At 60.9% G+C, this 24795-nt stretch carries 27 protein-coding genes; 16 read left to right on the top strand and 11 right to left on the bottom strand.

Features of this window, described 5'->3' with window-relative positions; translation table 11 throughout:
- The first annotated feature begins 131 nt into the window (after nucleotides 1-131).
- The 3 genes from DH08_RS33530 to DH08_RS33520 all read left to right on the top strand — a co-directional run bounded on the left by DH08_RS33530 (nucleotide 132) and on the right by DH08_RS33520 (nucleotide 2270).
- Nucleotides 132-416 (top strand): acylphosphatase, encoded by a 285-nt coding sequence (locus tag DH08_RS33530; RefSeq protein WP_192183489.1) that lies wholly within the window; start codon nucleotides 132-134, stop codon nucleotides 414-416.
- A gap of 71 nt (nucleotides 417-487) precedes the next feature.
- Nucleotides 488-1138, top strand: a complete 651-nt coding sequence (locus DH08_RS33525) for a TetR/AcrR family transcriptional regulator (RefSeq protein ID WP_192183488.1) — start codon at nucleotides 488-490, stop codon at nucleotides 1136-1138.
- The gene (locus DH08_RS33520) at nucleotides 1107-2270 is read left to right on the top strand and encodes an isovaleryl-CoA dehydrogenase (protein WP_192183487.1); all 1164 of its coding nucleotides are present in this window, start codon (nucleotides 1107-1109) and stop codon (nucleotides 2268-2270) included. Before DH08_RS33525 ends, DH08_RS33520 begins: the two co-directional genes overlap by 32 nt.
- A gap of 17 nt (nucleotides 2271-2287) precedes the next feature.
- Here DH08_RS33520 and DH08_RS33515 read toward each other — a convergent pair whose 3' ends face one another.
- Nucleotides 2288-2680, bottom strand: coding sequence for a hypothetical protein (locus DH08_RS33515; RefSeq protein WP_192183486.1), 393 nt, complete (start codon nucleotides 2678-2680; stop codon nucleotides 2288-2290).
- Nucleotides 2681-2925: 245 nt separating this feature from the next.
- On the opposite strand from DH08_RS33515, the gene DH08_RS33510 reads away from it, so the two are divergent.
- Nucleotides 2926-4533 carry a carboxyl transferase domain-containing protein gene (locus DH08_RS33510; protein ID WP_192183485.1) on the top strand — a complete coding sequence of 536 codons (1608 nt, stop codon included), beginning with the start codon at nucleotides 2926-2928 and terminating at the stop codon, nucleotides 4531-4533.
- Nucleotides 4534-4772: 239 nt separating this feature from the next.
- Here DH08_RS33510 and DH08_RS33505 read toward each other — a convergent pair whose 3' ends face one another.
- The 4 genes from DH08_RS33505 to DH08_RS33490 all read right to left on the bottom strand — a co-directional run bounded on the left by DH08_RS33505 (nucleotide 4773) and on the right by DH08_RS33490 (nucleotide 9102).
- A complete protein-coding gene (locus DH08_RS33505; protein WP_192183484.1) occupies nucleotides 4773-6341 on the bottom strand; it encodes a B12-binding domain-containing radical SAM protein in 1569 nt (522 codons plus the stop codon).
- Nucleotides 6342-6348: 7 nt separating this feature from the next.
- On the bottom strand, nucleotides 6349-6702 hold the full coding sequence (locus DH08_RS33500) for a hypothetical protein (RefSeq protein WP_192183483.1): 354 nt from the start codon (nucleotides 6700-6702) through the stop codon (nucleotides 6349-6351).
- 19 nt (nucleotides 6703-6721) lie between these two features.
- Nucleotides 6722-6919: a hypothetical protein gene (locus tag DH08_RS33495; protein ID WP_192183482.1), complete on the bottom strand. Its 198-nt coding sequence runs from the start codon at nucleotides 6917-6919 to the stop codon at nucleotides 6722-6724.
- A 269-nt stretch (nucleotides 6920-7188) separates the two neighbouring features.
- Nucleotides 7189-9102, bottom strand: coding sequence for an adenylate/guanylate cyclase domain-containing protein (locus DH08_RS33490; protein ID WP_192183481.1), 1914 nt, complete (start codon nucleotides 9100-9102; stop codon nucleotides 7189-7191).
- Between the two features lie 269 nt (nucleotides 9103-9371).
- Here DH08_RS33490 and DH08_RS33485 point away from each other — a divergent pair, with 269 nt between their 5' ends.
- The 4 genes from DH08_RS33485 to DH08_RS33470 all read left to right on the top strand — a co-directional run bounded on the left by DH08_RS33485 (nucleotide 9372) and on the right by DH08_RS33470 (nucleotide 12562).
- Nucleotides 9372-9521: a hypothetical protein gene (locus DH08_RS33485; RefSeq protein WP_192183480.1), complete on the top strand. Its 150-nt coding sequence runs from the start codon at nucleotides 9372-9374 to the stop codon at nucleotides 9519-9521.
- A 1-nt stretch (nucleotide 9522) separates the two neighbouring features.
- Nucleotides 9523-10053, top strand: coding sequence for an O-acetyl-ADP-ribose deacetylase (locus DH08_RS33480; RefSeq protein ID WP_192183479.1), 531 nt, complete (start codon nucleotides 9523-9525; stop codon nucleotides 10051-10053).
- Between the two features lie 120 nt (nucleotides 10054-10173).
- Nucleotides 10174-10548: a hypothetical protein gene (locus tag DH08_RS33475; protein WP_192183478.1), complete on the top strand. Its 375-nt coding sequence runs from the start codon at nucleotides 10174-10176 to the stop codon at nucleotides 10546-10548.
- Between the two features lie 49 nt (nucleotides 10549-10597).
- On the top strand, nucleotides 10598-12562 hold the full coding sequence (locus tag DH08_RS33470; RefSeq protein ID WP_192183477.1) for an acetyl/propionyl/methylcrotonyl-CoA carboxylase subunit alpha: 1965 nt from the start codon (nucleotides 10598-10600) through the stop codon (nucleotides 12560-12562).
- A gap of 62 nt (nucleotides 12563-12624) precedes the next feature.
- Here the strand turns inward: DH08_RS33470 and DH08_RS33465 are convergent, their stop codons facing one another.
- The 3 genes from DH08_RS33465 to DH08_RS33455 all read right to left on the bottom strand — a co-directional run bounded on the left by DH08_RS33465 (nucleotide 12625) and on the right by DH08_RS33455 (nucleotide 14494).
- Nucleotides 12625-13746 carry an ABC transporter substrate-binding protein gene (locus DH08_RS33465; RefSeq protein ID WP_192183476.1) on the bottom strand — a complete coding sequence of 374 codons (1122 nt, stop codon included), beginning with the start codon at nucleotides 13744-13746 and terminating at the stop codon, nucleotides 12625-12627.
- A gap of 68 nt (nucleotides 13747-13814) precedes the next feature.
- Nucleotides 13815-13997 (bottom strand): hypothetical protein, encoded by a 183-nt coding sequence (locus tag DH08_RS33460; protein ID WP_192183475.1) that lies wholly within the window; start codon nucleotides 13995-13997, stop codon nucleotides 13815-13817.
- A 230-nt stretch (nucleotides 13998-14227) separates the two neighbouring features.
- A complete protein-coding gene (locus tag DH08_RS33455) occupies nucleotides 14228-14494 on the bottom strand; it encodes an SEL1-like repeat protein (protein ID WP_006199745.1) in 267 nt (88 codons plus the stop codon).
- 436 nt (nucleotides 14495-14930) lie between these two features.
- On the opposite strand from DH08_RS33455, the gene DH08_RS33450 reads away from it, so the two are divergent.
- From DH08_RS33450 to DH08_RS33430, 5 genes are all read left to right on the top strand, one after another.
- Complete coding sequence (locus tag DH08_RS33450; RefSeq protein WP_192183474.1) at nucleotides 14931-15272, top strand: DUF2147 domain-containing protein; 342 nt, start codon at nucleotides 14931-14933, stop codon at nucleotides 15270-15272.
- 241 nt (nucleotides 15273-15513) lie between these two features.
- Complete coding sequence (locus DH08_RS33445; RefSeq protein WP_192183473.1) at nucleotides 15514-15666, top strand: hypothetical protein; 153 nt, start codon at nucleotides 15514-15516, stop codon at nucleotides 15664-15666.
- A 40-nt stretch (nucleotides 15667-15706) separates the two neighbouring features.
- Nucleotides 15707-15901: a hypothetical protein gene (locus DH08_RS33440; protein WP_192183472.1), complete on the top strand. Its 195-nt coding sequence runs from the start codon at nucleotides 15707-15709 to the stop codon at nucleotides 15899-15901.
- Between the two features lie 117 nt (nucleotides 15902-16018).
- A complete protein-coding gene (locus DH08_RS33435) occupies nucleotides 16019-17479 on the top strand; it encodes an AMP nucleosidase (protein ID WP_246801185.1) in 1461 nt (486 codons plus the stop codon).
- A gap of 102 nt (nucleotides 17480-17581) precedes the next feature.
- Nucleotides 17582-18610 carry an endonuclease/exonuclease/phosphatase family protein gene (locus DH08_RS33430; protein ID WP_192183470.1) on the top strand — a complete coding sequence of 343 codons (1029 nt, stop codon included), beginning with the start codon at nucleotides 17582-17584 and terminating at the stop codon, nucleotides 18608-18610.
- Between the two features lie 129 nt (nucleotides 18611-18739).
- On the opposite strand, the gene DH08_RS33425 is transcribed toward DH08_RS33430, so the two are convergent.
- Nucleotides 18740-19339: a DUF922 domain-containing protein gene (locus DH08_RS33425; protein WP_192183469.1), complete on the bottom strand. Its 600-nt coding sequence runs from the start codon at nucleotides 19337-19339 to the stop codon at nucleotides 18740-18742.
- Nucleotides 19340-19480: 141 nt separating this feature from the next.
- A complete protein-coding gene (locus DH08_RS33420; protein ID WP_192183468.1) occupies nucleotides 19481-21160 on the bottom strand; it encodes an electron transfer flavoprotein-ubiquinone oxidoreductase in 1680 nt (559 codons plus the stop codon).
- Here DH08_RS33420 and DH08_RS33415 point away from each other — a divergent pair.
- The 3 genes from DH08_RS33415 to DH08_RS33405 all read left to right on the top strand — a co-directional run bounded on the left by DH08_RS33415 (nucleotide 21150) and on the right by DH08_RS33405 (nucleotide 22953).
- Nucleotides 21150-21371: a hypothetical protein gene (locus tag DH08_RS33415; RefSeq protein ID WP_192183467.1), complete on the top strand. Its 222-nt coding sequence runs from the start codon at nucleotides 21150-21152 to the stop codon at nucleotides 21369-21371. The genes DH08_RS33420 and DH08_RS33415 overlap by 11 nt on opposite strands.
- Nucleotides 21358-22002 (top strand): hypothetical protein, encoded by a 645-nt coding sequence (locus tag DH08_RS33410; RefSeq protein WP_192183466.1) that lies wholly within the window; start codon nucleotides 21358-21360, stop codon nucleotides 22000-22002. The genes DH08_RS33415 and DH08_RS33410 overlap by 14 nt, the downstream gene beginning before the upstream one ends.
- Before the next feature lie 69 nt (nucleotides 22003-22071).
- On the top strand, nucleotides 22072-22953 hold the full coding sequence (locus DH08_RS33405; protein WP_192183465.1) for a uracil-DNA glycosylase: 882 nt from the start codon (nucleotides 22072-22074) through the stop codon (nucleotides 22951-22953).
- A 5-nt stretch (nucleotides 22954-22958) separates the two neighbouring features.
- On the opposite strand, the gene DH08_RS33400 is transcribed toward DH08_RS33405, so the two are convergent.
- Nucleotides 22959-24620, bottom strand: a complete 1662-nt coding sequence (locus tag DH08_RS33400; RefSeq protein WP_192183464.1) for a hypothetical protein — start codon at nucleotides 24618-24620, stop codon at nucleotides 22959-22961.
- Nucleotides 24621-24795 lie beyond the last annotated feature (175 nt).

The raw sequence follows: 24795 nt of genomic DNA, 5'->3' as shown, positions 1-24795 counted from the left end.
GATCATGTCATACATCCGCAGACCAGAGCGCGAGCGCTCAGCCCACGCAATCCCGTTGGAAGCCGCTTGCATTCGCCGGGTGAAGCGCCAGATTCATGTCCACAGTGCATGGAGACGCTTCGGGGCGAGCGATGAACGATCGGCAAAGGGCCGTGCAGGCACGCGTTTACGGTAGAGTGCAAGGCGTCAGCTACAGGGTCTGGGCACGAAGCGAGGCCACCCAACTCGGTCTTACGGGCTGGGTGCGCAACGAAATCGATGGCTCAGTGACGGCACGGATGGCCGGAACCGAAGCCGCGGTCTCGTCGATGGTCCAACGCCTTTGGATCGGCCCGGCGGGCGCATCGGTTACGCGCGTCGACGTCGAGGAACTCAGCTCCTGGAACGCGCCAACGAGCTTCACGATCGTTGTGTGAACAGGGCACGCGATTGCGCACCCTTGAATTAATTGAACGTTTGTTTTATTATTTGCCTCGATGAGGTGAGCATGGCCCGCACGACCGGTTCCGATGGCGAAAAGACCGAGGCTGCCGTCCGCGAGGCGGCGGTCAGCCTGATCGCGCGCTTCGGCTACGAAGCGATGTCGATGCGCCAGTTGGCCGCCGAGGTCGGCGTACAGGCAGCCGCGCTCTACCGCTATTTTCCGACCAAGGAAGACCTGCTGTTCACGCTGATGCGCGAGCACATGGAGGGGCTGAGCGCAGCGTGGGAGGCGGCACGCCCGACAACTGCCGACCCTGCGCGGAGGCTCGCCGCCTATGTCCGGAACCACATCGCCTTCCACATCGAACGCCGCCACGCCACGCATGTCTCCAACATGGAGCTGCGCAGCCTGTCGCATGAGCGCCTGACGCAGATCCTGCGCATGCGCACAGCTTACGAAAAGGAACTGCGCGCCGTCCTGCGCGACGGCGTGGAGACGGGCGTCTTCGACATCGACGACACCGGCCTGACCGCCATGGCGCTGATCCAGATGATGACCGGCGTCATCGTCTGGTTCCGGCCGGGCGAGCGGCTGTCGGTCGCCGAGGTCACGGCGTCATATCTTTCGATGACAATGCGCCTCGTTGGCGCGAGGATCGACACTGGTACCGGGGAGGAACGGCATGTACACGAACACGCTCAGCTTCGGGCTTGACGAAGACATCGAGGCGCTGCGCGACCTGGTGCGGCGCTTCGCCCAGGACAGGATCGCGCCGATCGCGGCCGAGATCGACCGCTCGAACGAATTCCCGGCGCATCTGTGGGCCGAACTCGGCGCGCTCGGCCTGCTCGGCATCACCGCCGATCCCGATTTCGGCGGCAGCGGCATGGGCTATCTTGCCCATGTGATCGCGGTGGAGGAGATCTCGCGCGCCTCGGCCTCGGTCGGTCTCTCCTACGGCGCCCATTCCAACCTGTGCGTCAACCAGATCAATCGCTGGGCGACACCGGCGCAGAAGGAGAAATATCTGCCGCCGCTCTGCAGCGGCGATAAAGTTGGTGCTCTCGCAATGTCGGAATCCGGCGCCGGCTCGGACGTCGTGTCGCTCAGGCTGCGCGCCGAAAAGCGCAACGACCGCTATGTGCTGAACGGCTCGAAAATGTGGATCACCAACGGTCCGGATGCCGAGACCCTGGTGGTCTATGCCAAGACCGATCCGGAGCGCCATTCGCGCGGCATAACCGCTTTCATCGTCGAGAAGACAATGGCCGGTTTTTCGGTGGCGCAAAAGCTCGACAAGTTCGGCATGCGCGGCTCGAATACCGGCGAGTTGGTGTTCGAAAATGTCGAGGTGCCGTTCGACAATGTGCTGCATGAGGAAGGACGCGGCGTCGAGGTGCTGATGTCGGGCCTCGACTATGAGCGCACGGTGCTTGCCGGCGGCCCGATCGGGCTGATGGCGGCCTGCCTCGACGTGGCGATCCCTTACGTACACGAGCGCAAGCAATTCGGCCAGGCGATTGGCGAGTTCCAGTTGGTGCAAGGCAAGCTGGCCGACATGTACACGGTGATGAGTGCCGCGCGCGCCTACGTCTATGCCGTGGCCGCCGCCTGCGACCGCGGTCAGACCACCCGCAAGGACGCCGCCGGCTGCGTGCTGTTTGCCGCCGAAAAGGCGACTCAGATGGCGCTCGACGCGCTGCAGCTGCTCGGCGGTAATGGCTATATCAACGACTATCCGACCGGCCGGCTTTTGCGCGACGCCAAGCTCTACGAGATCGGCGCCGGCACCAGCGAAATCCGCCGCTGGCTGATCGGACGCGAGATCATGGCGGAGGGGGCGTGATGTCCCCCTCCGCCGCTTCAGCCGAATGCCTTGGGCAGGTCATCGGTTGGCTTGGCGACGATCTGGTGCGCATCGCGCCACAGCACCTCGCGCTGGCGCGCCGACGTGATCGAGCGCACCGGCAAGCCACCCTCCTCTATCAGCCAGGCGCAATAGCGCGCGCGGCTGATCGCTTCCCTGGCGTCCGGTTTGAACCTGCAGATGCCCCAGATCGAATTGCGGCGCTTGAAATGCCGGCCGACCCTGCCCGGAATAGGCAGATACTGATTGAACCATCCGAACTGGTCCTCCAGTTCGCCATGAATCCAGTCAGGGCAGCCGATATCGTGCAGATACCAGGCCGCGTGAAAGAAGCCGGTCTCCACCCGGCTCTTCGGATGGATCAGCGGCGTTACAAACCGCAAATACATTTTGACACCCACGGCGCTTCAAGGCGCAGTGTTCCTCTTGCTCAAATCCGGGACGTGGAAGGCCGCCCTTCGGCGGCGTCAGGCCATGGCCGAAGGAAGACATCTGGTGAAACGCATGCGCATGCCTTTCATCGTCGCCTCCTGAGGGTGTCACTTGTACAAAAGATGCCGCGCTTGGCACGCAGCACCCGGGCGCGGGCTGTTACACTGGTTCCCCTGCGGCATCAAGAGGTGTGAGGAAGAACGTGGCCACACTGCAAACCCAGATCTCCCCCTCCTCCGACACCTTCCGCACCAATGCCGAGCGCATGCGCGCGCTCGTCGCCGATATTTCCGAGAAGGCGGCGAGTGTCGAGCGCGGCGGCTCGGAGGAGGCACGAGAGCGCCACCAGGGCCGAGGCAAACTCCTGCCGCGCGAGCGGCTGGCGCAACTCCTCGACACCGGCTCGCCCTTCCTAGAGATCGGCCAGTTCGCGGCGTGGTCGATGTATGGCGAGGAGATCGCCGCGGCCGGCCTCATCGCCGGTGTTGGCCGCGTCGAGGGCACCGAGGTCATGGTCGTCGTCAACGACGCCACGGTGAAGGGCGGCACCTACTACCCGCTGACGGTCAAGAAGCATCTGCGCGCGCAGGAGATCGCGCTGCAGAACAATCTGCCCTGCGTCTATCTGGTCGACAGCGGCGGCGCCAATTTGCCCAACCAGGACGAGGTGTTCCCCGATCGCGAGCATTTCGGTCGCATCTTCTACAACCAGGCCAACATGTCGGCGGCGGGCATTCCGCAGATCGCCTGTGTCATGGGTTCGTGCACGGCGGGCGGCGCCTATGTGCCGGCGATGTCGGACGAGACGATCATGGTGCGCAACCAGGCGACCATTTTCCTCGGCGGCCCGCCGCTGGTGAAGGCCGCCACCGGCGAGGACGTCAGCGCCGAGGATCTTGGCGGTGCCGATGTGCACACGCGACTCTCCGGCGTTGCCGACCACTACGCCATGGACGACGAACACGCGCTGGCCATTTGCCGGCGCATCGTCAAGAACCTGAATCGGAACAAGGCCGTAAGCCTGAACTTACAGAAATCGATTCCACCGCTTCACGATCCGCATGAGCTCTACGGCATCGTGCCGACAGATCTGCGCCAGCCCTATGATGTGCGCGAGGTAATCGCTCGTGTCGTCGACGGTTCGGAGTTCGACGAGTTCAAGCAGAACTACGGAACCACTTTGGTCACCGGCTTTGCCCATCTGCACGGCATGCCGGTCGGCATCATCGCCAACAATGGTGTCTTGTTTTCCGAAAGCGCACTGAAGGGCGCGCATTTCATCGAGCTGTGCTGCCAGCGCAAGATCCCGCTGGTGTTCCTGCAGAACATCACCGGCTTCATGGTCGGGCGAAAATACGAGGCCGGCGGCATCGCCAAGGACGGCGCCAAGCTGGTCATGGCGGTCGCCACCGCCAAGGTGCCGAAGGTGACCATGATTATCGGCGGCTCGTTCGGCGCTGGCAATTACGGCATGTGCGGCCGCGCCTATTCACCGCGCTTCCTGTGGATGTGGCCGAACGCCCGCATCTCGGTGATGGGCGGCGAACAGGCGGCGACGGTACTGGCCATGGTCAAGCGCGAGGGCATCGAGCGCAAGGGCGGAGAGTGGAGCGCCGAAGAGGAAGCAAAATTCAGGAAGCCGATCCTGATGAAATACGAGCATGAGGGACATCCGCTCTACTCCTCAGCGAGGCTTTGGGACGACGGCATCATCGATCCGGCCAAGACGCGCGAGGTGCTGGCGCTGAGCCTCTCGGCCGCGCTCAATGCCGAGATCGAGGAGACACGCTTCGGCGTGTTCAGAATGTGAGATGGGCCAGATCGGCAGCGGGATCGGCGTCCATACCGGCGACATCACCAAACTGGCGGTCGACGCCATCGTCAATGCCGCCTACGATGCAAAACTCACCATGGATTATTCTGGGAAACGTCACCGATCGAGAAGGCTGAAGCCGGCGTTGCAGAGATCGATCGAGCATCTGTTTGATCGCTGGGGCCTAGGACCCAAAAGGCCAGGCTACGGACTTCGGGCGGCATTTTCCGAGTGCGTCACCCGTGCGCCTCTTGCCAGTGCAAAAAATCCATCAACGTGTGTCCATTTTCGAAGTCGTCAACAAATTTTGGCACTGCTTGCTCGAAGGAAACGATGCCACCGGAACGGGACTGAGCTATGAGGTTCTTCAGAACCACGAACGGAAGGCGCCGGAGTGTAACTGCGTTGAGTTTGTCGCGCGCTGCCTCAAGTCCCCATTCCGAGGCGTTTCTAACGCGCTGCTCTACACGGATCAAAGCACGCTCTAGCCCCGGAACATACTGACGCAACCTCCAAAACTCCTTGAATACAGCCTTAACGTCGAGATTCTCGAACAAATCCGCCGGATCCGGCAACTCATCTGTCTCGAAGGAATATCCTTTTAGTTGCTCATAATGACGTCGAATCTCCGTACCCACATAAGGAGTCATGTATGAAAACAAGTGGTCCCAAGGGATATATGAGTCAAGCTTATTTTGGTGTATAAATTCAATATTTTGATTTAACTCTTCAATAGTCCCTTCCGCGTCAAACATTATGAAGTCTAGAAAAAGCTGAATTCGATTTTCATTAAGTATTTCTAGAGCTTCCTTGTTTTGACTAACAGTTGTGTCTTTCGCAAATCTCCGGAGGGCGTTGTCATTTCCGCTTTCTATGCCCAACTCAACGGCCCTTAAACCCAGATGTCTCAGTTGAGAGATCAGACGTCGGCCCTTGATCAGTTGATTGACGCGTGTCGAAAAGCTAAATGTTAGACTGGGTCTGTAGCTGTGGAGCGCCTCAGCAATTTCCACCGCTCGAGTCGCACTGACGAAGAAATTCGCGTCGAGAAAATAGACGTGCTCATACAGTTCACCGCGAAATTCTTCCAAATCCTTCAGATCGGAAACCACTTTCGCGGCGCTCAGCTTCCGCCACTGTCGGCCAATCAAGATTATCGCGCAAAACGAGCAACTATAAGGGCAGCTCCTGCTCGTAATGAGAGCCACAGCTCGTTTGCGGACGCCAATCGTCCTATCAAAATAGAACAGGGGACGGGCCTCGTAGGGAGAAATGAATTCAAAAGTCGGTGCCGGAAGATCGTCAAGATCCTGAAGACGCTCTCTGTCCGGTTCTATAACTATCTGGCCGCGCGATCTATACGTAATGCCGCGAATGCCCGTAAGTGACACTCTATTTTTAACGGCATTCAACACTTCTGCCAGAGTTTCTTCACCTTCGCTACGAACAATTATGTCTATTGATTGCTGTTCGACAAGCAGAGAAGAATGAACGGCAGACACGTGCGGACCACCGGCTATGACAATACATTGAGGATTGCTAAGCTTTATTTCCGTAGCGAGTTGGTAGGCGAACTTGGCGTTCACGTTGTAAAAAGACAAACCAACTATCGGATAGCCGGAGAGATATCGGGCAACAATCTCGCTCGGCGAGAGGCCAGCGTCGGAGAAATCAAATCCCTGGGTTTTTATACCTCGCCTCGAGACAAAGGCGCCCAGGTAGCTCAGCCCGAGCGGCCTCATGCTTTGGCCCACATCGCGCCCACCGTATGGGACATTCACCAGCGCAAGATCGCCGGCCTGCATTGACCTGTCACATATCTTTTCTGGAATACTTGGAAGGTGCCGCTCCATACGGGCCTGCCCCGAAATGAGTAACCTCTCTCGAATTTGTGGCCAGTGCCTTGGTCGCTCTGAGTATCATGTTCTCGCTTTTCAGCAACTGATACAAGTCCTCGACCTCTTCGGCGGCGAAATTCGGCTCAGACAAAACAATTTTGTTATTCAGCGACGATCCAAGGATCGAACAAAGAATGGCCGCGGAGTGGCTGTCGAGGCGAAGAATTGTTCTCTCTGTCGCCACAATAATTTCATCCCCCTCCGATCGCCAGAATGTATTCGGAGACAACCGCCACGGTCCCGGACATGCGTCGTCGGAGGCCGACATCTTAAGACATCATCCAACTCTACTTCTTGGGCGGATCAACACTGGCCCGCCCACAGACAACATAATACTCCTGTCCGTCTATATCTACCCTGGCCACATTCGGACGTTTGCGTTTTTCTTCGGAAACCTCATGCCCAGGTAAGATCTGTACCTTGATTGAAACTTTGAAACCGCTTTTTGGCCCGTTTCGTTTTTTGTCTTTTCCCCCCTTGGCCATCGCGGATCTTCCCCAACCAAAATAGCGTCGAAAGTGGAAGTAAATGCTCGGTGTTCGCAGATGTCAAATGGATAACGATTGGAATTTGAATCATATGAGCAAGTGGGGGTTGGACACCGCGGCCTGAAAGCTGCCAGAACCCATCTAGTGCCGAGCAAGAGGACCGGTTCGGTCGGCAACCTGCCACACTCTATGGCCGTTCCTGAGGTCGCTACTTGCGGAAAAGCCTCGCTCGTGACTGGCCCCAGCAATTCAATCCCGCTGTTCCCCTATGAGATTGCCCGTTGGAGACTGCTGACGCGCTTTGCGTCAGCCTCATTGATTGAGAGCCTCCGTTCCCCGGCCGCGATTAGGTGGTCGTATCTCAGATGTGCATGGAGTGGCTCCAGATCGGTGTCATTCCTTATCCAATCCAGAAACTGAGCAGGAATCTTGCTGACGCAAGCCTCTAGCAGTTCGAACGCTTTCTCGATCTCGCCGATCTGTGCCATCGCACAAGCTACGTTATATTGCTCCAAAGAATCGTCGCAAACGACAAGCGCGCGTGAGACCCAGCCTCTCGCGCGTTCGACTTCTCCCAGGTACGCAAGAGCCAAAGCACCGCTCGCCAACGCATGTGAGTTGTCGGGGCGGACTGCAATTTCCTTCTCAGCACGATCCAGCGACTGCGTAGCGGCGGCAAGGGCTTCATCTTCAAGGCCAATTGCTCTGCAGCTCTGGGCCACAAAGCCAGGAGAAACATAATCTGTTGGTAAGAGAACAGCCGCCCGCCGGAAGTGCTCGATGGCGTCACGAAATTTACCAAATCTAATATAAGTGCGCCCAATACAGTATCGGACATCATATATATCGGGACTGAGCCGCAGTGATTCTTGGTGTGCTCTCAACGCATCATCGTAGCGGCCAATCTCGCCTAGAATTCGGCCCTTCGCGGCATGAGCCTCCGCCAATGTCGGATCCAGCGAGAGCGCCTTCTCAGCCGCCGCCAATCCTGACTCACTTGATGTACCGGCCAAATGCCCCTCAGCTTGGTATAAAGCGATCATAGCCCATGCACGTGCATAATTGGGGTCAAGCTCAATCGCACGCCCACAGAAACGCAACGCAATCTCGGCATGTCTTGAGCCATGCTGCAGGTAGTGACGCGCGAGTAGATAGAATTGGTATGCCTCAGGATTATTGGTTGACCGCCGCTCAATCGCGTTTTTCTCTCTTGGCAGCAGTTTGACCTTCAATGCCGCCACAATTTCTTCAGATATCTGAGCCTGAAGCTCAAATATATTTTGAAGCTCGCGGTCGTAGCGCTCAGCCCAGATATGATCGCCTCTTATGCCATCTATCAACTGCGCAGCTATGCGGACCCGCCCCCCCGCCTTGCGCACGCTACCCTCGACCACGTAGGTAACACCTAACTGCCGAGCTATTTGGGGAACGTCTACTGCTTTCCCCTTGAATGTGAACGCTGTATTCCGAGCGACAACCGAGAGCCCGGACACTTTGCACAAATCGATGATAACGTCTTCGGTTATGCCGTCGCTGAAGTACTCCTGCTCGGTATCGCCACTCATGTTCAAAAAAGGCAACACACAAATGCCGGGTCTTTGGCGGGAGACATTCAAACGTTCCAATTCGGGGATGCCTTCGACACGACCGGTGCTTCTTGTCAGCGCAAAGACTCGGATTGGACGTTCGCCCCGTTTTACGACATGCTCACCATAGTCTTCGAATTCAACAGCCAACCGGCCCACGACGTGGTCGCGCACACTCTGGGATACGGCAATAGTTCCTGGTTTGGCTAAACTCTGTAAACGAGCAGCGACATTAATGCTCTCTCCGTAAAGGTCATCGCCCTTGACGATCAGATCGCCCACATTTACTCCGATACGGTACTGAATACGCGGATGCTCTGAGGATCCGCGTTCCTCTGTTGCCAGCGCCTCCTGGATGCTCAAGGCGCAATCCGCGGCGGAAACCACGCTGGGGAATTCAGCTAGCAACGCATCCCCCACCAGATTAACAATCCGTCCGCCATGAGCCTCGACAAGAGGCAGTACCAACCGGCTGCGACTGGCTTGAAATCGCTCCAGGGTACCGGCTTCGTCGGCCTCCATCAGCCGACTGTAACCCACAACGTCTGCTGTCAATATCGCAGCAAGCCGCCGCCGAACAATCTCTGCCGTCATCGGTCTTCCCGCGCCGGGTTCAGAAAACCTACTCTATGAAGCTTATCTAATACAGTCTATAGGGTCAGCATCGTTGCGGCCCGCCTGGTGTCCCAATTCGGCTTCTCCAGCACGGCGCCAGCGGCTATCAAGAAAACGGGAAAGTTGTTCAGCTCCGCGTAGCCAGACCATCTATTCACGGCAATTTGGCCGCAACGCCGTCTCGTGCCACGGGGTCCGTACCTGTCATAGTATCCAAGCCACTTCCTTGGTGCGAATGCTCTTTGACAATGACCATACTGCGAAGCAGGGTATGGCCGAATACCCGCATTTCGGTGATGGGCGACGAGCAGGCGGCGCCGGTGCTGGTGCGAGGGCATCGAGCGAAAGCGCTCAATGCCGAGATCGATGAGACACGCTTCGGCGTGTTCAGGATGTGAGATGGGCCAGGTCGGCAGCAGGATCAATGTCCACACCGGCGACATCACCAAGCTGGTGGTCGACGCCATCGTCAATGCCGCCAATTCGTCGCTGCTCGGTGGCGGCGGTGTCGACGGCGCCATTCACCGCGCGGCCGGTCCCGAACTCCTGGCCGAATGCCGGATGCTGAACGGCTGCAAGACGGGCGATGCCAAACTCACCAAGGGCTACAGGCTGCCGGCACGCTGTGTCATCCACACGGTCGGGCCGGTCTGGCAAGGCGGCGGCAAGGGTGAGGCCGAACTGCTCGCCTCCTGCTACCGCCGCTCGCTCGAACTCGCCGCCGCCAACGATTGCCGGACGATGGCGTTTCCGGCGATCTCGACCGGCGTCTACCGCTACCCGAAGGATGAGGCGACGAAGATTGCCGTCGCCACGGCAGACGTCTTCCTCGATAAGAACACGGTTCCAGAAACCGTCATCTTCTGCTGTTTCGACGAGCAGACAGCAGAACTATACCGGCAGGTCGTTGCTGCCCATCGTGGAGCCTAGACTGCATGGCCGAAGCGATCGATCCACAGCTCGAAGTGCGATTTTTCATTCCAGAACTGGCGGCGCCGGAAGTTAGGCGCTATTGCTCATCCTGCACTTTCCAATGGGCATGGGATGAAAATGGAACTGAAATACTTTCGCAACACGACTGTCTCGATACTTGCAGGATTGCTTATATTCGTGGTGCCCGGCGCCGGGTCGGCGGCATCGCTGGCTGGGAACAAGGGCGATATCCGTTTCCACCCGACTTTGTCGGGAAACCCGAAGTCCGATTGCACCAAGGCATACAATGCCTATGTGGCGGCCAGCGGCCACTCGGCCTATGCGACCACCCCCTACATGCGGGTGACGTCGATCTACATCATCTGCGGCGCGCACCTGAATGCGCAATCGCAGAAGGCGGCCGAGGACCTGGCGATGAAATCCTGCAAGGCCACCCGCGCTCATTACAAGGTCACAACCGGCGGAGCTTGCGAGATCGCAGCTTCCAAGTAGGCTGGTTCCTGCCAGACTGGCGCCGCCCGAAGCAACGCCGGGAGGCTCCATGTTCGCCAAGATCCTGATCGTCAATCGCGGTGAGATCGCCTGCAGGGTGATCCGCACGGCGCGCAAAATGGGTGTGCGCTGTGTCGCCGTCTATTCCGACGCCGACGCCAAGGCCATGCATGTGGCGATGGCCGACGAAGCCGTGCATATCGGTCCCTCGCCGGTCGGCGAAAGCTATCTGCGCGGAGACAAGGTCGTCGCCGCGGCGTTGGCGACGGGTGCGCAGGCGATCCACCCAGGCTACGGCTTCCTCTCGGAAAATCCCGATTTTGTCGATCAGGTGACCGCGGCGGGGCTCACCTTCATCGGCCCGTCGGCGGCCTCGATCCGCGCCATGGGGCTGAAGGACGCGGCCAAGCGGCTGATGGAGAAGGCCGGCGTGCCGGTGGTGCCGGGCTACCATGGCGAAGCGCAGGAGATCGTGCTGCTCGCCTCCAAGGCGCGCGAGATCGGTTACCCCGTGCTGATCAAGGCGCGCGCCGGCGGCGGCGGCAAGGGCATGCGGCGGGTCGAGCATCCCGACGATTTCTCCGAAGCCCTGTCGGGCGCGCGGCGCGAGGCCAAGGCGGCGTTCGGCGACGACCGCGTGCTGGTGGAAAAATATGTCGACAAGCCCAGGCACATCGAGGTGCAGGTGTTCGGCGACAATTTCGGCAACGTCGTGCATCTCTACGAACGCGACTGCTCGGCGCAGCGCCGCCACCAGAAGGTGATCGAGGAAGCCCCTGCCCCCGGCATGACGCCGGCATTGCGCAAGGCGATGACGGAAGCGGCGGTGAAGGCCGCCAAGGCGATCAGCTATTCCGGCGCCGGCACGATCGAATTCATCGTCGATGCCTCGCAAGGGCTGAAGGCGGACCGCTTCTGGTTCATGGAGATGAACACCCGCCTGCAGGTCGAGCACCCCGTCACCGAAATGGTCACCGGCACCGACCTGGTCGAATGGCAACTCAGGGTGGCGGCCGGCGAGAAGCTGCCGAAGACACAGAGCGAGATAACGCTCTCCGGCCACGCCATCGAGGCACGCATCTATGCCGAAGACGCGGCAAAGGGATTCCTGCCGGCGACAGGCACGCTTCATCATCTGAAATTTCCCGACGCAGCACCGGAAGGCGCTACCATGCGCATCGAGACCGGCGTGCGGGCGGGCGATGCGATCTCGCCCTTCTACGACCCGATGATCGCCAAGCTGGTCGTGCACGGCAGCGACAGGCAAGCGGCACTCGATGCGCTCGGTTCAGCGTTGGCGCAGACCGAAATCGCCGGCTCGACGGTCAACGCCGCGTTTCTTGCGGCGCTTGCCACCGATGCGGATTTCGCGGCCGGCGATGTCGACACCGGCCTGATCGGCCGGCATCAGGAGGCGCTGACCGTTGTCCCGCCGCCGAGAGGCGAGACCGTCGCCGCAGCAGCGCTCGCGGCATCTGGCGCCGGGGCGCAAGTGCCATCCGACGATCCCTGGTCATCGCTTGCCGGCTATGCGCATTTCCACGCGGTGGCGCGGCGCACACGTCTGCGCCATGGCGAGGAGGATATCCTCGCGCGGGTTTCGGTGCGGCCGGACGGACGCTTCGAGGTCGCGCTGGACGCTCCCTATGAAGCAGTCAATTCGCACGATCTTCGCGCCGTCCCTCGCCTCGCCCGCTGGCCCGGCCACATCACCGTGTTCGAGGGCGCGACCAGCTACAATTTCGCGGTGCCGGATCCGCTGGCCAAGGCGGACGAAGCCGCCGCCGCTTCAGACATCCTGCGGGCACCGATGCCGGGCCTGGTCAAGCTGGTGCGCGTGGGCAAAGGCGACGCCGTCACCAAAGGCCAGCCACTGTTGATCCTGGAAGCAATGAAAATGGAACACACGATTGCCGCGCCGCATGACGGCGTGATCGCCGAGATCGCGGTCGAGGGCGCGCAGGTCAGCGACGGCACCGTGCTGGTGCGCTTTGCCGAGCAGGACCAGGGATAGCTGCCCGAAAATGAAAATGGCCGGGCAAGCCCCGGCCATTTCCAACTGTCAGGTAGAGAAGATCACGGCTGGATCGGCGCGTATTTGCCGTCGTGCCACTGGTTGATGTCGTAGCTGGCGTTCTTCAGGTCGCCCTTCTCGTCGAAGGTGACTTCGCCGACAACGGTGCTGATCGGCTGGCCGTTCTTCAGCGCTTCGGCGACCTTGGCCGGGTCATCGCTGCCGGCGCGCTTGATGCCTTCGGCAAAAGCCTGGACCACGGCATAGGAGAACAGCGTAAAGCCTTCCGGCACGAAGCCGCCGGCCTTGATCTTGGCGATGGCGTCCTTGGCTTCGGGCTTCGCCTGCGGGTCCGACGGGAAGACGAACATGGTGCCTTCGCCGGCCGGGCCGGCGATCTGCCAGAATTCCGGCGAGGCGATCGAGTCCGGCATGATCAGCTGGAACTTGACGTTCTGCTCGGCAGCCTGGCGCAGGATGAGGCCGGCTTCGGGGTGGTAGCCGCCGAAATAGACCACGTCTGCCTTCAGTTCCTTCAGCTTGGTGACGAGAGCCGAATAGTCCTTCTCGCCGGCATTGATGCCTTCGTAATTCACCTCGTTGAGGCCACCGGCATTCATCGTCGCCTTGACGGCGTCGGCAACGCCCTGGCCGTAGGCGCTCTTGTCATGCAGGATGACGACGTTCTTGCCGGCGTATTTCTTGGCGATCCACGGACCGATGAAAGCGCCCTGCGCATCGTCGCGCGTATAGAGGCGCATAATCGTCGGCCAGCCGGCCTTTGCCGCGGCATCAGTCAGCTCCGGGTTGGATGACGCCGGGCTCATCATCAGCGTGCCGGCTTCGGCATAGACGGCCGAGGCCGGAATGCTCGAGCCCGAGCAGGCATGGCCGTCGACGAACTTGGTGCCGTCGGCGACGATGCGGTTGGCGACCGACACAGCCTGCTTCGGATCGCACTGGTCGTCCTGGATGTCGAGTTTGATCTTGTTGCCGTTGACGCCGCCGGCGGCATTGATGGCGTCGGCGGCTGCCTGTGCGCCCTGCTTGAACTGGTCGCCGATGTTGGCGAGTTGGCCGGTCATCGGGCCGACCACCGAGACGGTGATATCGTCGGCGAACGCAACCGGTGCGCTCATCATGAGGCCTAATACGGCCGCGCTCAAAATACCCAATTTTTTCATGGTGATAGTGCTCCTCCACTCACGCGCGACCCTTCCGGCCACGCTTCTTCCACAGAGGCGGGACAATTTCACCCTTCGCCCGGCATGTCTTGGCGCATCGCCGGCACTCGATTGGGCCTGCGCAGTCTCACCGCCGAACATACTTCAGTCATCGACGCGGCCAGGTCTTGTTGTATGACCATGATCTTGGCCGGGCCGAAACAGCCAAAAGCCGCGCCGGCCTTGTCCCGGCCGGTCGCGGCTTTTGCCAATGGAGCTTCCCCGAACGCCCCCGCGCCCCGAAACCCCGCTTACTTCCCTGCCTGCCGCACGGCTTGACCGGATTTGGCCTGCCGTGTTCTTGGTCTTGTTCGTATGGCCGTCTTCTCGCGGCCTTGTCCCTGGTGGGCCGGCCGTCTTTCGCGGCCTTGACCAAAAGCGTTCCTGCCCCGTGATCTCACTGCACGTGATCTGGGCACCGGGAGCCCGGTGCTTAGTGCGCTTAGTGCATCGTCATCCATTCGCGCGCTTCGCGCAGCGCCTTGGCGATCTCGACCTTGGACATCGCAGCCGACAATTCCGAGCGCAATTCCGCGGCGCGGACCGAACCCTTGATGGCGGCGATGTTGAACCATTTGTGGGCGGCGACGACATCGGTCTCGCAATCGCGGCCGGTCGCATACATCATGCCCAGTTCGAAAAGAATGTCGGCCTGGGCAGTTGCCCCCATGGCGCCGAAGCCGGCTTCAAGCATTTCAAAACGTGCCATTTCAAATCCCCTGTCTGGCTCCCGAGAGCTGCCTCCTTCTGTCCCTTGGTGTCCCTTGGGGGGCCGCTCTTTCGATGCTTTCGAGAATGCAGCCGAGCCTTGAATCCGTCGTTAAATGGCGTGCTTAATTTGAGGAAAACAAAGCTAAAACAAGAGGTAAACACGGAAATTCGTTAAGGATACAAAGCCAGCTATTCTGCCTGCTTGCGAAAAATTTGACGAAAATTCCGAGACCGGGGATCAAGACTCCGCTAACCACGAGAACCAAAGGCCCTGCTTAGATCGCTTCATTTGTTCGCCGACGGGTAGCTAATAAATCCCGCAACCTTCCGTGGCGGCACCGCTTTTGTTTTGCCGGAAGCTGGATTAGCTTACGTTTGCGTAAGGGGCGGGAAGGCGGAACGGAGCCCCACCGAAACCCATAGGGAGGACAGACATGTTTCGAAAAGTGAGCCTGGCCCTGGCGGCCACCTTGATCATGACCGGTGCGGCATGGGCCGACCCGATCGAAGGCAATTGGAAGACACAGGCCGGCGATACCGCAGCCATCGCTGGCGGCGGTTCGTTTTCCATCACGCTGAAGACCGGCAAACATGCCGGCAAGACCATCGGCTCGCTCAAACCTGCCGGCGACAACAAATATGCCGGCAGCATCACCGATCCGGCAAACGACAAGACCTATTCCGGCAAGGCGACGCTTTCGGGTACCTCGCTCAAGATGAGCGGCTGTGTGCTCGGCGGACTGATCTGCAAGAGCCAGACCTGGCACAAGCTCTGATCGCTTCACCACCAAAGAATGAGAGAACGGGGCCTTCGCGGCCCCGTTTCTTTTTGCGCGGCGCGGTGGCGCCGTCGACTTGTTGTTGCACAGTGGACAGGCGCACGACCTCAACCTCACGCCCCTGCGCGACGGTCCAAAACACCGTCAATCAATTTGAACCGCAGATGAACGCCGGCATCAGAGCCGGTTCAGAGGCATTCGGGCATTCTCCTCGGCATTGAAGGAGGACACCACGCCGATGCTCGCTCGCCGCTTCACCGTCGTCTGCCTGCTGATGAGCCTGTTCGGCATGTTGTTCGCCATCCTCGTCGCCGAAGCAGGCCGTCCGGCCCGCTCCTTGGACGCAGCCAATTCCTGCAGCTTCGGCTGTTCGAACCATCTTCGCCACTGAAACGACAAAGCACCAGAAACCAAAAGAAAAGCAAACGACCATGAACCGCATCGCCATCAGCGCCCTGAATATCCTTCGGCTCCTGCCGCGGACAGCGCTCATCCTGACGCTTCTCGCCGCCCCGGTGCTGGCCGTGCCGATGATGCGCGCCGATGCTAGTTCGACGATCGAGGCCCCGGCGTTGAAGAAGAACGGCGTCGGCTTTGTGCTGCTGGTCAGCTTGCAGCGCGGCTGAAGAAAAAACACGCGCCCGGTCACGTTCGGGCTTTCGACCCCTCCCAAGCGCTCTTCCAAATCTCTATATTGAGCCATGGAAAAGCGAATCTACCCCCAAGCCATCGAATCGGTCGTCATGCCGGAGCCTTTCGGCAAGCGGAGTTTCGACGACGCCAAGAAGGCGGTCGCGACCTTGCAGACGCTCTACGACCGCAACACCAAATTCCTGCGCGATTCCTTCACGGCGCTGGCCGCGGGCGGCGACAACAACAAGCGCTACCGGGCCTTCTACCCGGAGATCGGCGTCACCACGAGTTCCTTCACGCAGATCGACTCGCGGCAGGCCTATGGCCATATGCCGACGCCAGGCCATTTCTCGACCACCATCACCCAGCCGATGCTCTTCGAGAGCTATCTCATCGAACAGCTTCGCCTGATCATGCGCAATCACGGCGTTCAGGTCACGGTTTCCGAATCGACCACGCCGATCCCGCTGCATTTCGCCTTCCTTGAAGGCACCCATGTCGACGGCACTGCCGCCGAACGCATCAAGCGGCCGATCCGCGACCTGTTCGACGTGCCGGACCTCGACGGCACCGACGACCAGATCGCCAACGGCACCTTCGAAGTGGCGTTCGGCGAGACGCGGCCGCTGGCGCCGTTCACGGCACAGCGCATCGACTATTCGCTGCACCGGCTGTCGCATTATACGGCGACCACGCCGCAGCATTTCCAGAACTTCGTGCTGTTCACCAATTATCAGTTCTATATCGACGAGTTCGTCGGCCGCGCGCGCGATTTGATGGCCAATGGCGGCGGCGGATATGCCGAGTTCGTCGAACCAGGCAATGTCGTCACCCGCCCCGGGGCAAGCATGCCCGGCGAAGGCACGCCGCCGCAGCGCCTGCCGCAGATGCCGGCCTATCATTTGAAGAAGCCGAACCATGGCGGCATCACCATGGTCAATATCGGCGTCGGCCCTTCGAACGCCAAGACGATCACCGACCATATCGCGGTGCTCCGTCCGCATGCCTGGGTGATGCTCGGCCACTGCGCCGGGCTGCGCAACACGCAGGCGCTGGGCGACTATGTGCTGGCGCATGCCTATGTCCGGGAAGACCATGTGCTGGACGATGACCTGCCGGTCTGGGTGCCGATCCCGCCGCTGGCCGAGATCCAGGTGGCGCTGCAGGAGGCAGTGGCGGAAGTCACCGGGCTCTCCGGCTACGATTTGAAGCGCATCATGCGCACCGGCACCGTTGCCACGATCGACAACCGCAACTGGGAACTGCGCGACCAGCGCGGGCCGGTGCAGCGGCTGTCGCAGTCGCGGGCGATCGCGCTCGATATGGAATCGGCTACGATCGCCGCCAACGGCTTCCGCTTCCGCGTGCCCTACGGCACGCTGCTTTGCGTCTCCGACAAGCCGCTGCATGGCGAGCTGAAGCTGCCCGGCATGGCGACGGAATTCTACAAGCGGCAAGTGGCGCAGCATTTGACCATCGGCATCAGGGCGATGGAAAAACTGGCCGGGATGCCGATGGAGAGACTGCATTCGCGCAAGCTCCGAAGTTTTTCTGAGACGGCCTTCCAGTAGGCGCTGCCCACAGGCTCCCGGCGAGGCATTTGGTCATCTTGATTGGGCCGCATTTTGGCCGATAAACAGGCTGGACTCCTCGGCGAGGCAAACCCTGGTCTGATGGCACGCGTGCGAAACATGATGGCTTCGATGGCGTTCCTGGCAATGCTGGGTCTCTCGGCCGCGCTGGTGGCCGGGTTTTTTGGCACGCTGCATCCGGCTTTCGATTCATTCTCCCACTTCCGTGTCCATCTGGCCGTGCTGATGGCATTGTGCGCCTTGCCGCTGCTTGCCACCTCGTTTCGCCTGCAGGCGGCCGCGGCGCTCGTCTTTGCGGTGGCGGCCTTCGCCACGACGTCGAACGCCTTGCCGCGCCTGTGGCAGGTGCAGGCGGACACCATACCCGCCAACCAGATCGTCTACAGACTGCTGCAGATGAATTTGCGCTACGACAATCCGACGCCGAAGAAGGTACTGTCGCTGATCGGCCGGACCAATCCCGACGTGATTACCCTCGACGAGGTGTCGGAGATGTGGACGACCGAGCTTGGCTACATCACCAGCGCCTATCCCTACCGGATCCTATGCCCCTATCCCAACGGCGTGTTCGGTGTCGCGTTGCTCTCCAGGCGACCCTTTGTCGCCGGCAGCGAGCCCTGGTGCGAACGGCGCGGCGCGATGGCGATTGCGAAGGTCGATTTTGGTGGCACCACCGTCGAAGTCGCCGCCATCCATCTCAGCTGGCCATGGCCGCGGGAACAGTCATGGCAGATCGGCGAGTTGTCGCAGCAACTCTCCTCGCTCGGCGAGACGGCAATTATGGCGGGCGACTGCAACGCCGTGCCGTGGAGCGCGGCCGTGCGGCGCGTCGCCTCGCTCGGCGGACTGACGGTGATGCCCTCGGCCGGGCCGACCTGGACCCTTCTCAAGCTGCCGGACTTCCTGCGGCGCTACGCCGGGCTGCCGATCGATCAGGTCTTCAGCAAGGGTGCCGTCGTCATCCATTCGGCATCGCGGCTGGAGGACACCGGCTCCGACCATCTTCCTGTGATGGTGGAGTTCTCGCTGCGGCCCGATGACAAGAAGCCTGACGAGCATGAGACGGCTCTCGCGGCGATGGGGCAGTCGGATGGCAAGACGCCAGGCTGATACGAGTTCCCTTGCGTGACTTCAGCGGCGTGGCGCAAATGGTGCGCAGAACGAAAGTCGCCGTGACCCTTCACACCCCGAAGGGTGGCGGGAGCGCGTTCATCCGCGTCCGCCTTGGATGAAGAGCCTTCAAGGCTTGATCAAAGCGATAATGAGGTGCTCGACATGACCACCGTTCCGATGCTCGCGGGCATCGAAAGCGTTCTGTTTCGCCTCGTATGCGGCATAGGCGGCCTTGATACGCCGCCGCGCCTCGCGTTGTGTCTTGTAGCAGAACGGGTCGTCGGCAACTTTCAGCCCCCGGATCGACCTCTCGGTGGCGCGCATCATCTCCCGGGCAATGCGGCCGTGGGTTTCCTCATGAGCGCGGACGCCGGCGAAGAACCGCTTCCAGCGCTTCTGGAGCGCTGGCGTCGTGGCTGAGGCGACACGGGGATAGGTATAGAATAGATTGAGCGTGCCGTTGGCCCCCCGCATGCGGCAGACGCCATTGTCCTGGCCGGCGTCAAGGTCCCAGTCGACGGTATAGCCGGTCTGCGCGATGGCATGCGTCATGAAGCCGTGCTTCGGCCCTTTGCGGTCCATGGCTTCCATCAGCGCCAATCCCGTGGTCCCGGTGATGTCATAGGTCCTGGTCTTGACCACCACCTTGCTGCCGGCCGAGGCGGCCGCAGCGGAACCGCACAGGGCGGCGATCGCCACGAGGCATGTCAGAACCGCCAGGCGCATTGGCCATCTCCCTATCGTCCGAGAATGGAACCACAAGCGCGTGGCAGTTTCAACAGTCCTAATGTCTCACATGCTCTGGCAGACGGGCCCTCTCCGGCATTTTTGTCGGCGGCGGTCGAGACGGCCCGGTCGGCGCGTGGCTTACATGTTTTGATAGACCGGGCCTTCGCCGCCTTGTGGCGGCACCCAATTGATGTTCTGGTTCGGGTCCTTGATGTCGCAGGTCTTGCAGTGGACGCAGTTCTGCGCGTTGATGACGAAGCGCACGTCCTTGGCCGTCGGGTCCGCGGCGGCGTTGCCGTCCTTGTCGACCCATTCATAAACGCCGGCCGGGCAGTAGCGCGTCGAAGGGCCGGCAAAGACGTCGTGCTCGGAGCGCTGCTGCAGGGCCATGTCGGCGACCAGCAGATGCACCGGTTCGTTTTCCTCGTGATTGGTGTTGGACAGGAACACCGAGGAGAGGCGGTCGAAGGTCAGCACGCCGTCGGGCTTGGGATAGGCGATCTTCTCGTGCTTGGCGGCAGGCTCCAGTGTCGCATAGTCGGCCTTGCCGTGCTTCAGCGTGCCGAAGGGCGAGAAGCCGAACAGCGTGTTCAGCCACATATCGAGGCCGCCGAGGCCGACGCCGATGATGGTGCCGAAGCGCGACCACAGGGGCTTGACGTTGCGCACCTTCTTCAGGTCCTTGCCGATGTCGGTCGCGCGCCATGCCGCTTCGTAGGATGTCAGTTCGTCATTGGCGCGGCCGGCGCCGATGGCTTCGGCGACGTGCTCGGCCGCCAGTATTCCCGACAGCACCGCATTGTGCGAGCCCTTGATGCGCGGCACGTTGACGAAGCCCGCAGCGCAACCCATCAGCGCGCCGCCTGGGAAGGACAGTTTCGGCACCGACTGAAAGCCGCCCTCGGTGATGGCGCGCGCGCCATAGCCCAGCCGTTTGGCGCCGGCGAAGGTGCCGGCGATGGCCGGATGGGTCTTGAAGCGCTGGAATTCCTCGAACGGCGACAGATACGGGTTCTTATAATTGAGGTGGAGGACGAAACCGACCGCGACCTGGTTGTCCTCGAGATGGTAGAGGAAGGAGCCGCCGCCGGTCTTCATGTCGAGCGGCCAGCCGAAGGAATGCTGCACCAGGCCGGGCTTGTGGTTCTCCGGCTTGACCTGCCAGAGTTCCTTGAGGCCGATGCCGAACTTGGCCGGCTCGCGGCCTTCGGAAAGCTTGTATTTGGCGATCAGTTGCTTGGCCAGCGAGCCGCGCGCGCCCTCGCCGATCAGCACATATTTGCCCATCAGCGCCATGCCCGGCGCGAAGCCCGGGCCGTGCGTGCCGTCCTTCTCGACGCCCATGTCGCCGGTGATGACGCCGGTGACGGCACCCGCATCGTTGTAGAGCAGGTCCGCCGCTGCAAAACCCGGATAGATTTCGACGCCGAGCCCCTCGGCCTTGGTCGCCAGCCAGCGGCAGACATTGCCGAGCGAGACGATGTAGTTGCCGTGATTGTTCATCAGCGGCGGCATCAAGATGTTGGGCAGGCGGAACGAGCCGGCAGGGCCGAGAACCAGGAAATGGTCGTCGGTGACCGGCGTCTTGAAGGGATGCCCCTCTTCCTCGCGCCAGCCCGGCAGCAGGCGGTCGATGCCGATCGGATCGACGACGGCGCCGGACAGGATGTGGGCGCCGACCTCACCGCCCTTTTCCAGGACGACGACGGAAAGCTCGGGATTGACCTGCTTGAGGCGGATCGCGGCGGCAAGGCCGGCCGGGCCCGCGCCGACGATGACCACGTCGAATTCCATGCTCTCGCGTTCGATGTCGCTCATCAACCCCTCCGCACTGGCTTATCCCATCCGGGTATCTTGCTGGCTTATCCGCTGCATAGCGCATCAATACGCGACGGGAAACCGGCGCTGGCGTGACAATACCGATTTCGACAAAAAGTCGCGGCTGATGGGTAGAAACATCCGGCTGCAGCTTTTTCAATTGTTCGGCGGCTTGCTTATCGGCCATACTTCGCCGCATGCGCCCGCCTGAGCCATCCGGCTTTTCATTGACGCGCTTCTTCTCCATGCCCGGCCAGGCCTGCCGCGTGGCTCTTCTGCTCCTTTCGCCGCTGGTTGCCACCGAGGCCCATAGCGAGCAGCTGAAGGTCTGGGCGACCGGCGCCTATTCCTTTTCCGACGAACTCGGCGGCTTCCACATCACCGGCATTTCGGGCATCGGCACCAAGGACGATCCGATCGTCATCACCGAAGAGCTGAATTCGGCGACGCCGGTGACGCTGACCATCCGTACCACCAAACCGATCGAGGCGTTCGGCAGGGCCGGCGATGTCGCCAACGGCATCATGTACATGCGCATCGAAGTGCTCAACAACAGCGGCCAGGCTTGGGTCGAGTTCCAGTTCGAGCTGCAAGAGATCCTCAACCAGCCGAGCGTATTCGGCGACGGCCTGTCGTTCGACCAGCGCAACAAGACGCCCTACAACATCATATCGAGCAGTTTTGCCGATTTCGACCGCGACTTCGAACCCTATGACCGGCTGCTGTTCAAGAACGGCAAGATCGATCCGCTGATGACGGGCCGCTTCGAATTCCTGATCACCGACTACACGCCGCGCTGGACGTTTTATATGGTGCAAGATCCACGCATACCAACCGGATGAAGTATGCCGCCATAGTTCAACGCACGGTCCAACCTTGCAAATTCATGCCGCGCGAACGATGGTGGCGGCATGACTGCCGCCTCCCCCATCAACCGATCCGACCTCGCCGACCTGCTCGCCTTCTATGCCAGTGCCGGCGTCGACGACGCGCTCGAGGACGCGCCGGTGAACCGGTTTGCCGAGGCGGCGCCGAAACCGGCGGAGCGCGCGCCGATGGCAGCGACGCCCGCGCGCGAAAGCGTTCAACAGCAACCACCATCAGCGCCGTCACGGCCCGACATGAGCCGGTTGCCGGACGCGCCACCCGCGCGCGCGCCTGCTGGCGCAGCGACGGTACCGGACGAGGCGCAGGCCGCACTTGCACGGCAACTGGCGGCGACGGCGTCAACCTTGGAGGAGCTGCGCCAGTACATGGCGGCCTTCGACGGCTGCAACCTCAAATTCACCGCCAAGAACCTGGTGTTCGCGGACGGCAACCCGAACGCGGACCTGATGTTGGTCGGCGAGGCGCCGGGCCGGGACGAGGACCTCGAAGGCCTGCCCTTTGTCGGCCGCTCCGGCCGGCTGCTCGACCGCATGCTGGCGGCGATCGGCCTCGACCGGACATCGGCCTATATCGCCAATGTCATCCCGTGGCGGCCGCCGGGCAACCGCACGCCGACCCCGCACGAGACCGAAATCTGCCGCCCGTTCATCGAAAGGCAGATCGAGCTGGTCAATCCCAAGGTGCTGGTCAATCTCGGCGGCCCCTCGGCCAAGACCTTGCTCAACACCACCGAAGGTATCCTGCGGCTGCGCGGCAACTGGCGCGTCCATACCACCGCGTCGGGCATCGCCATTCCGGCCATGCCGACCCTGCACCCGGCCTATCTGCTCAGAACGCCGGCGCACAAGAAGCTGGCCTGGCGGGATTTTCTCGAGGTGAAGGCGAAGCTGCGGGCGCTCGGGTGATCCGTTTAGCAGAATTGTTCGCTCGAGCCCTTACGATTCCACTCGTCTATCAGGCGCTGGTAGGCTCGATCCGCGTCCGACCAGCCACTGCGAGCGATCACCCGCTCGACAAAGGCGCGGTCGCCGTGGCGAAGCAGTGCTTTTAGCACGGATTCTATGTCGGAGCGTGGCCTGGCCAAGTCCACGCTGGTGGCCAGCTCGCGCAACAGAGGGATGAGCGACGGTCCCCACTTGGCCTCGGACAGACACGCAGCACGCACCTTCCAGCCTTCGATCGCCCCATACTCCCGGCGCATAGGGCTAAGATAGGGTGCGGGATCGACGCCGATCCGGCCAACCGAATAGAGCGTGACCTGCTTTATGCTTCCGCCTCTGTCGATCAAGGCAAGAATACGCGGCGCATAAGGGGTCAGGACCGCCGGGTCGATCCTTTGCATGGCCAGGACACCTTCATAACCAGGGTTAGAATCTCCGTCATTGCCGTTCGCATCGGCACGGTCCAGGACATCGGACATAAGGGCGGCAGCGACCGTCGGATTGCGTGAAAGCAGCTGATCGAAACTTGGGACGAACGTAACGCGCCTGTCACGCGTGATCCTACGCAGGAATTCGATGCGGTCCGTTGGCCACTCTTTGTACCCTCGGGCATGCATCATCCAATTGTCGATCGCGCTGTTCTGGTCCCGATTGAAAGAGGTGTCGCCCGAAATATCCAAAAGCGAGAGCACGGCGCGCGTCTGCTCGGCGCTGGGCTGTTCTTCCCAGGGCCGGTTGGCTTTTCCGGCGGGCTTCAAGCCTCCGACCTCCGGCATCTTGTAACCCACCGCGCGAAGCAATGCTTCGAAGTCCGTTTTGTTGAACGACTTAGAGCTTTTCCAGAACTCCACACCGCTGCTACTTAAGCCGGAGAACCGTGGCACTAACAGCGACCCCTGCCTTATCACGTTGAAGGTGGTTTCTGTGTGCCGTAGGACTTCCTGCAGCCCGTCGCTCTCCCGGCGCTGCATCGTCACGATCCGTGCGTTTGCCGCGCCAAGCATCGGTCTCGAGTTTTGTTCACTGATTTCCACAACGAGCCCGGCCGGCTCTCCGCGGTCCTCTCGGAACAGGATACATTTTTCATCGTTCGTGGTTGGGTCGCCGGGCACGGCGCATGCCGCGCCGGCCGCTGCCGCATAAAGCGTCGTGCCCCCACCGGCCATGACAATGCGGACCCAGTCCGCCTCGCCGCCCAGTAGAAGTTTGCGACAGAAGGCCGAACACGGTTCATTTGGCAGGAGATAGCCACCCAGGCCGTAGGTAAACGATTCAGGACGCAGCAGTTCTAACGTTCTGGCCGTCATCGGTTGAGAAGGTTGAATATCGCCAGCAGCCAATTCGGCCGCGGCTGCCTTTGCCTGCCGCATCGATTGCCAGTTAGGAACAAACATCCAGGCAGCCGCAAGCGCCAGCGAAAGCGGCAGGCAGATCAGCACCATCCTTCGATTGGGGATCGCCAGCACCAGGGGCAAAAGGCAAGCCATGTAGACCAGCAGTGTCGAGGCAAAAAGCAACGGAATGCCAAGGCCAAGCGTCACAAAGAGCAAAAGCGTCGCCAAATCCTTGACGGTCATCAACAACGCGACCGCGGCGACGATAACCATAGTGACTATGTAGCCCTTAAGCATGAGATCCCATGCGTCCACCTCGCTTAGTCGAACCCGGTGAGTAAGATAGTCCGTCCGTGGCTTCTCAATCGCGAACGAGCGTCAAAACTTCGCGCGATGGTTGAAGATGCGTTGCGGTGATGTAGCCGATGTTCAGCTTTGGCACGAACGCCGACTACTCCGTAGGTAATTGAAA

It is taken from the genome of Mesorhizobium amorphae (assembly GCF_014843845.1).
Classification (GTDB): domain Bacteria; phylum Pseudomonadota; class Alphaproteobacteria; order Rhizobiales; family Rhizobiaceae; genus Mesorhizobium; species Mesorhizobium amorphae_A.
The sequence above is the reverse complement of the archived record's forward strand: the minus strand, read 5'-3'. Positions and strand labels throughout refer to the sequence as shown.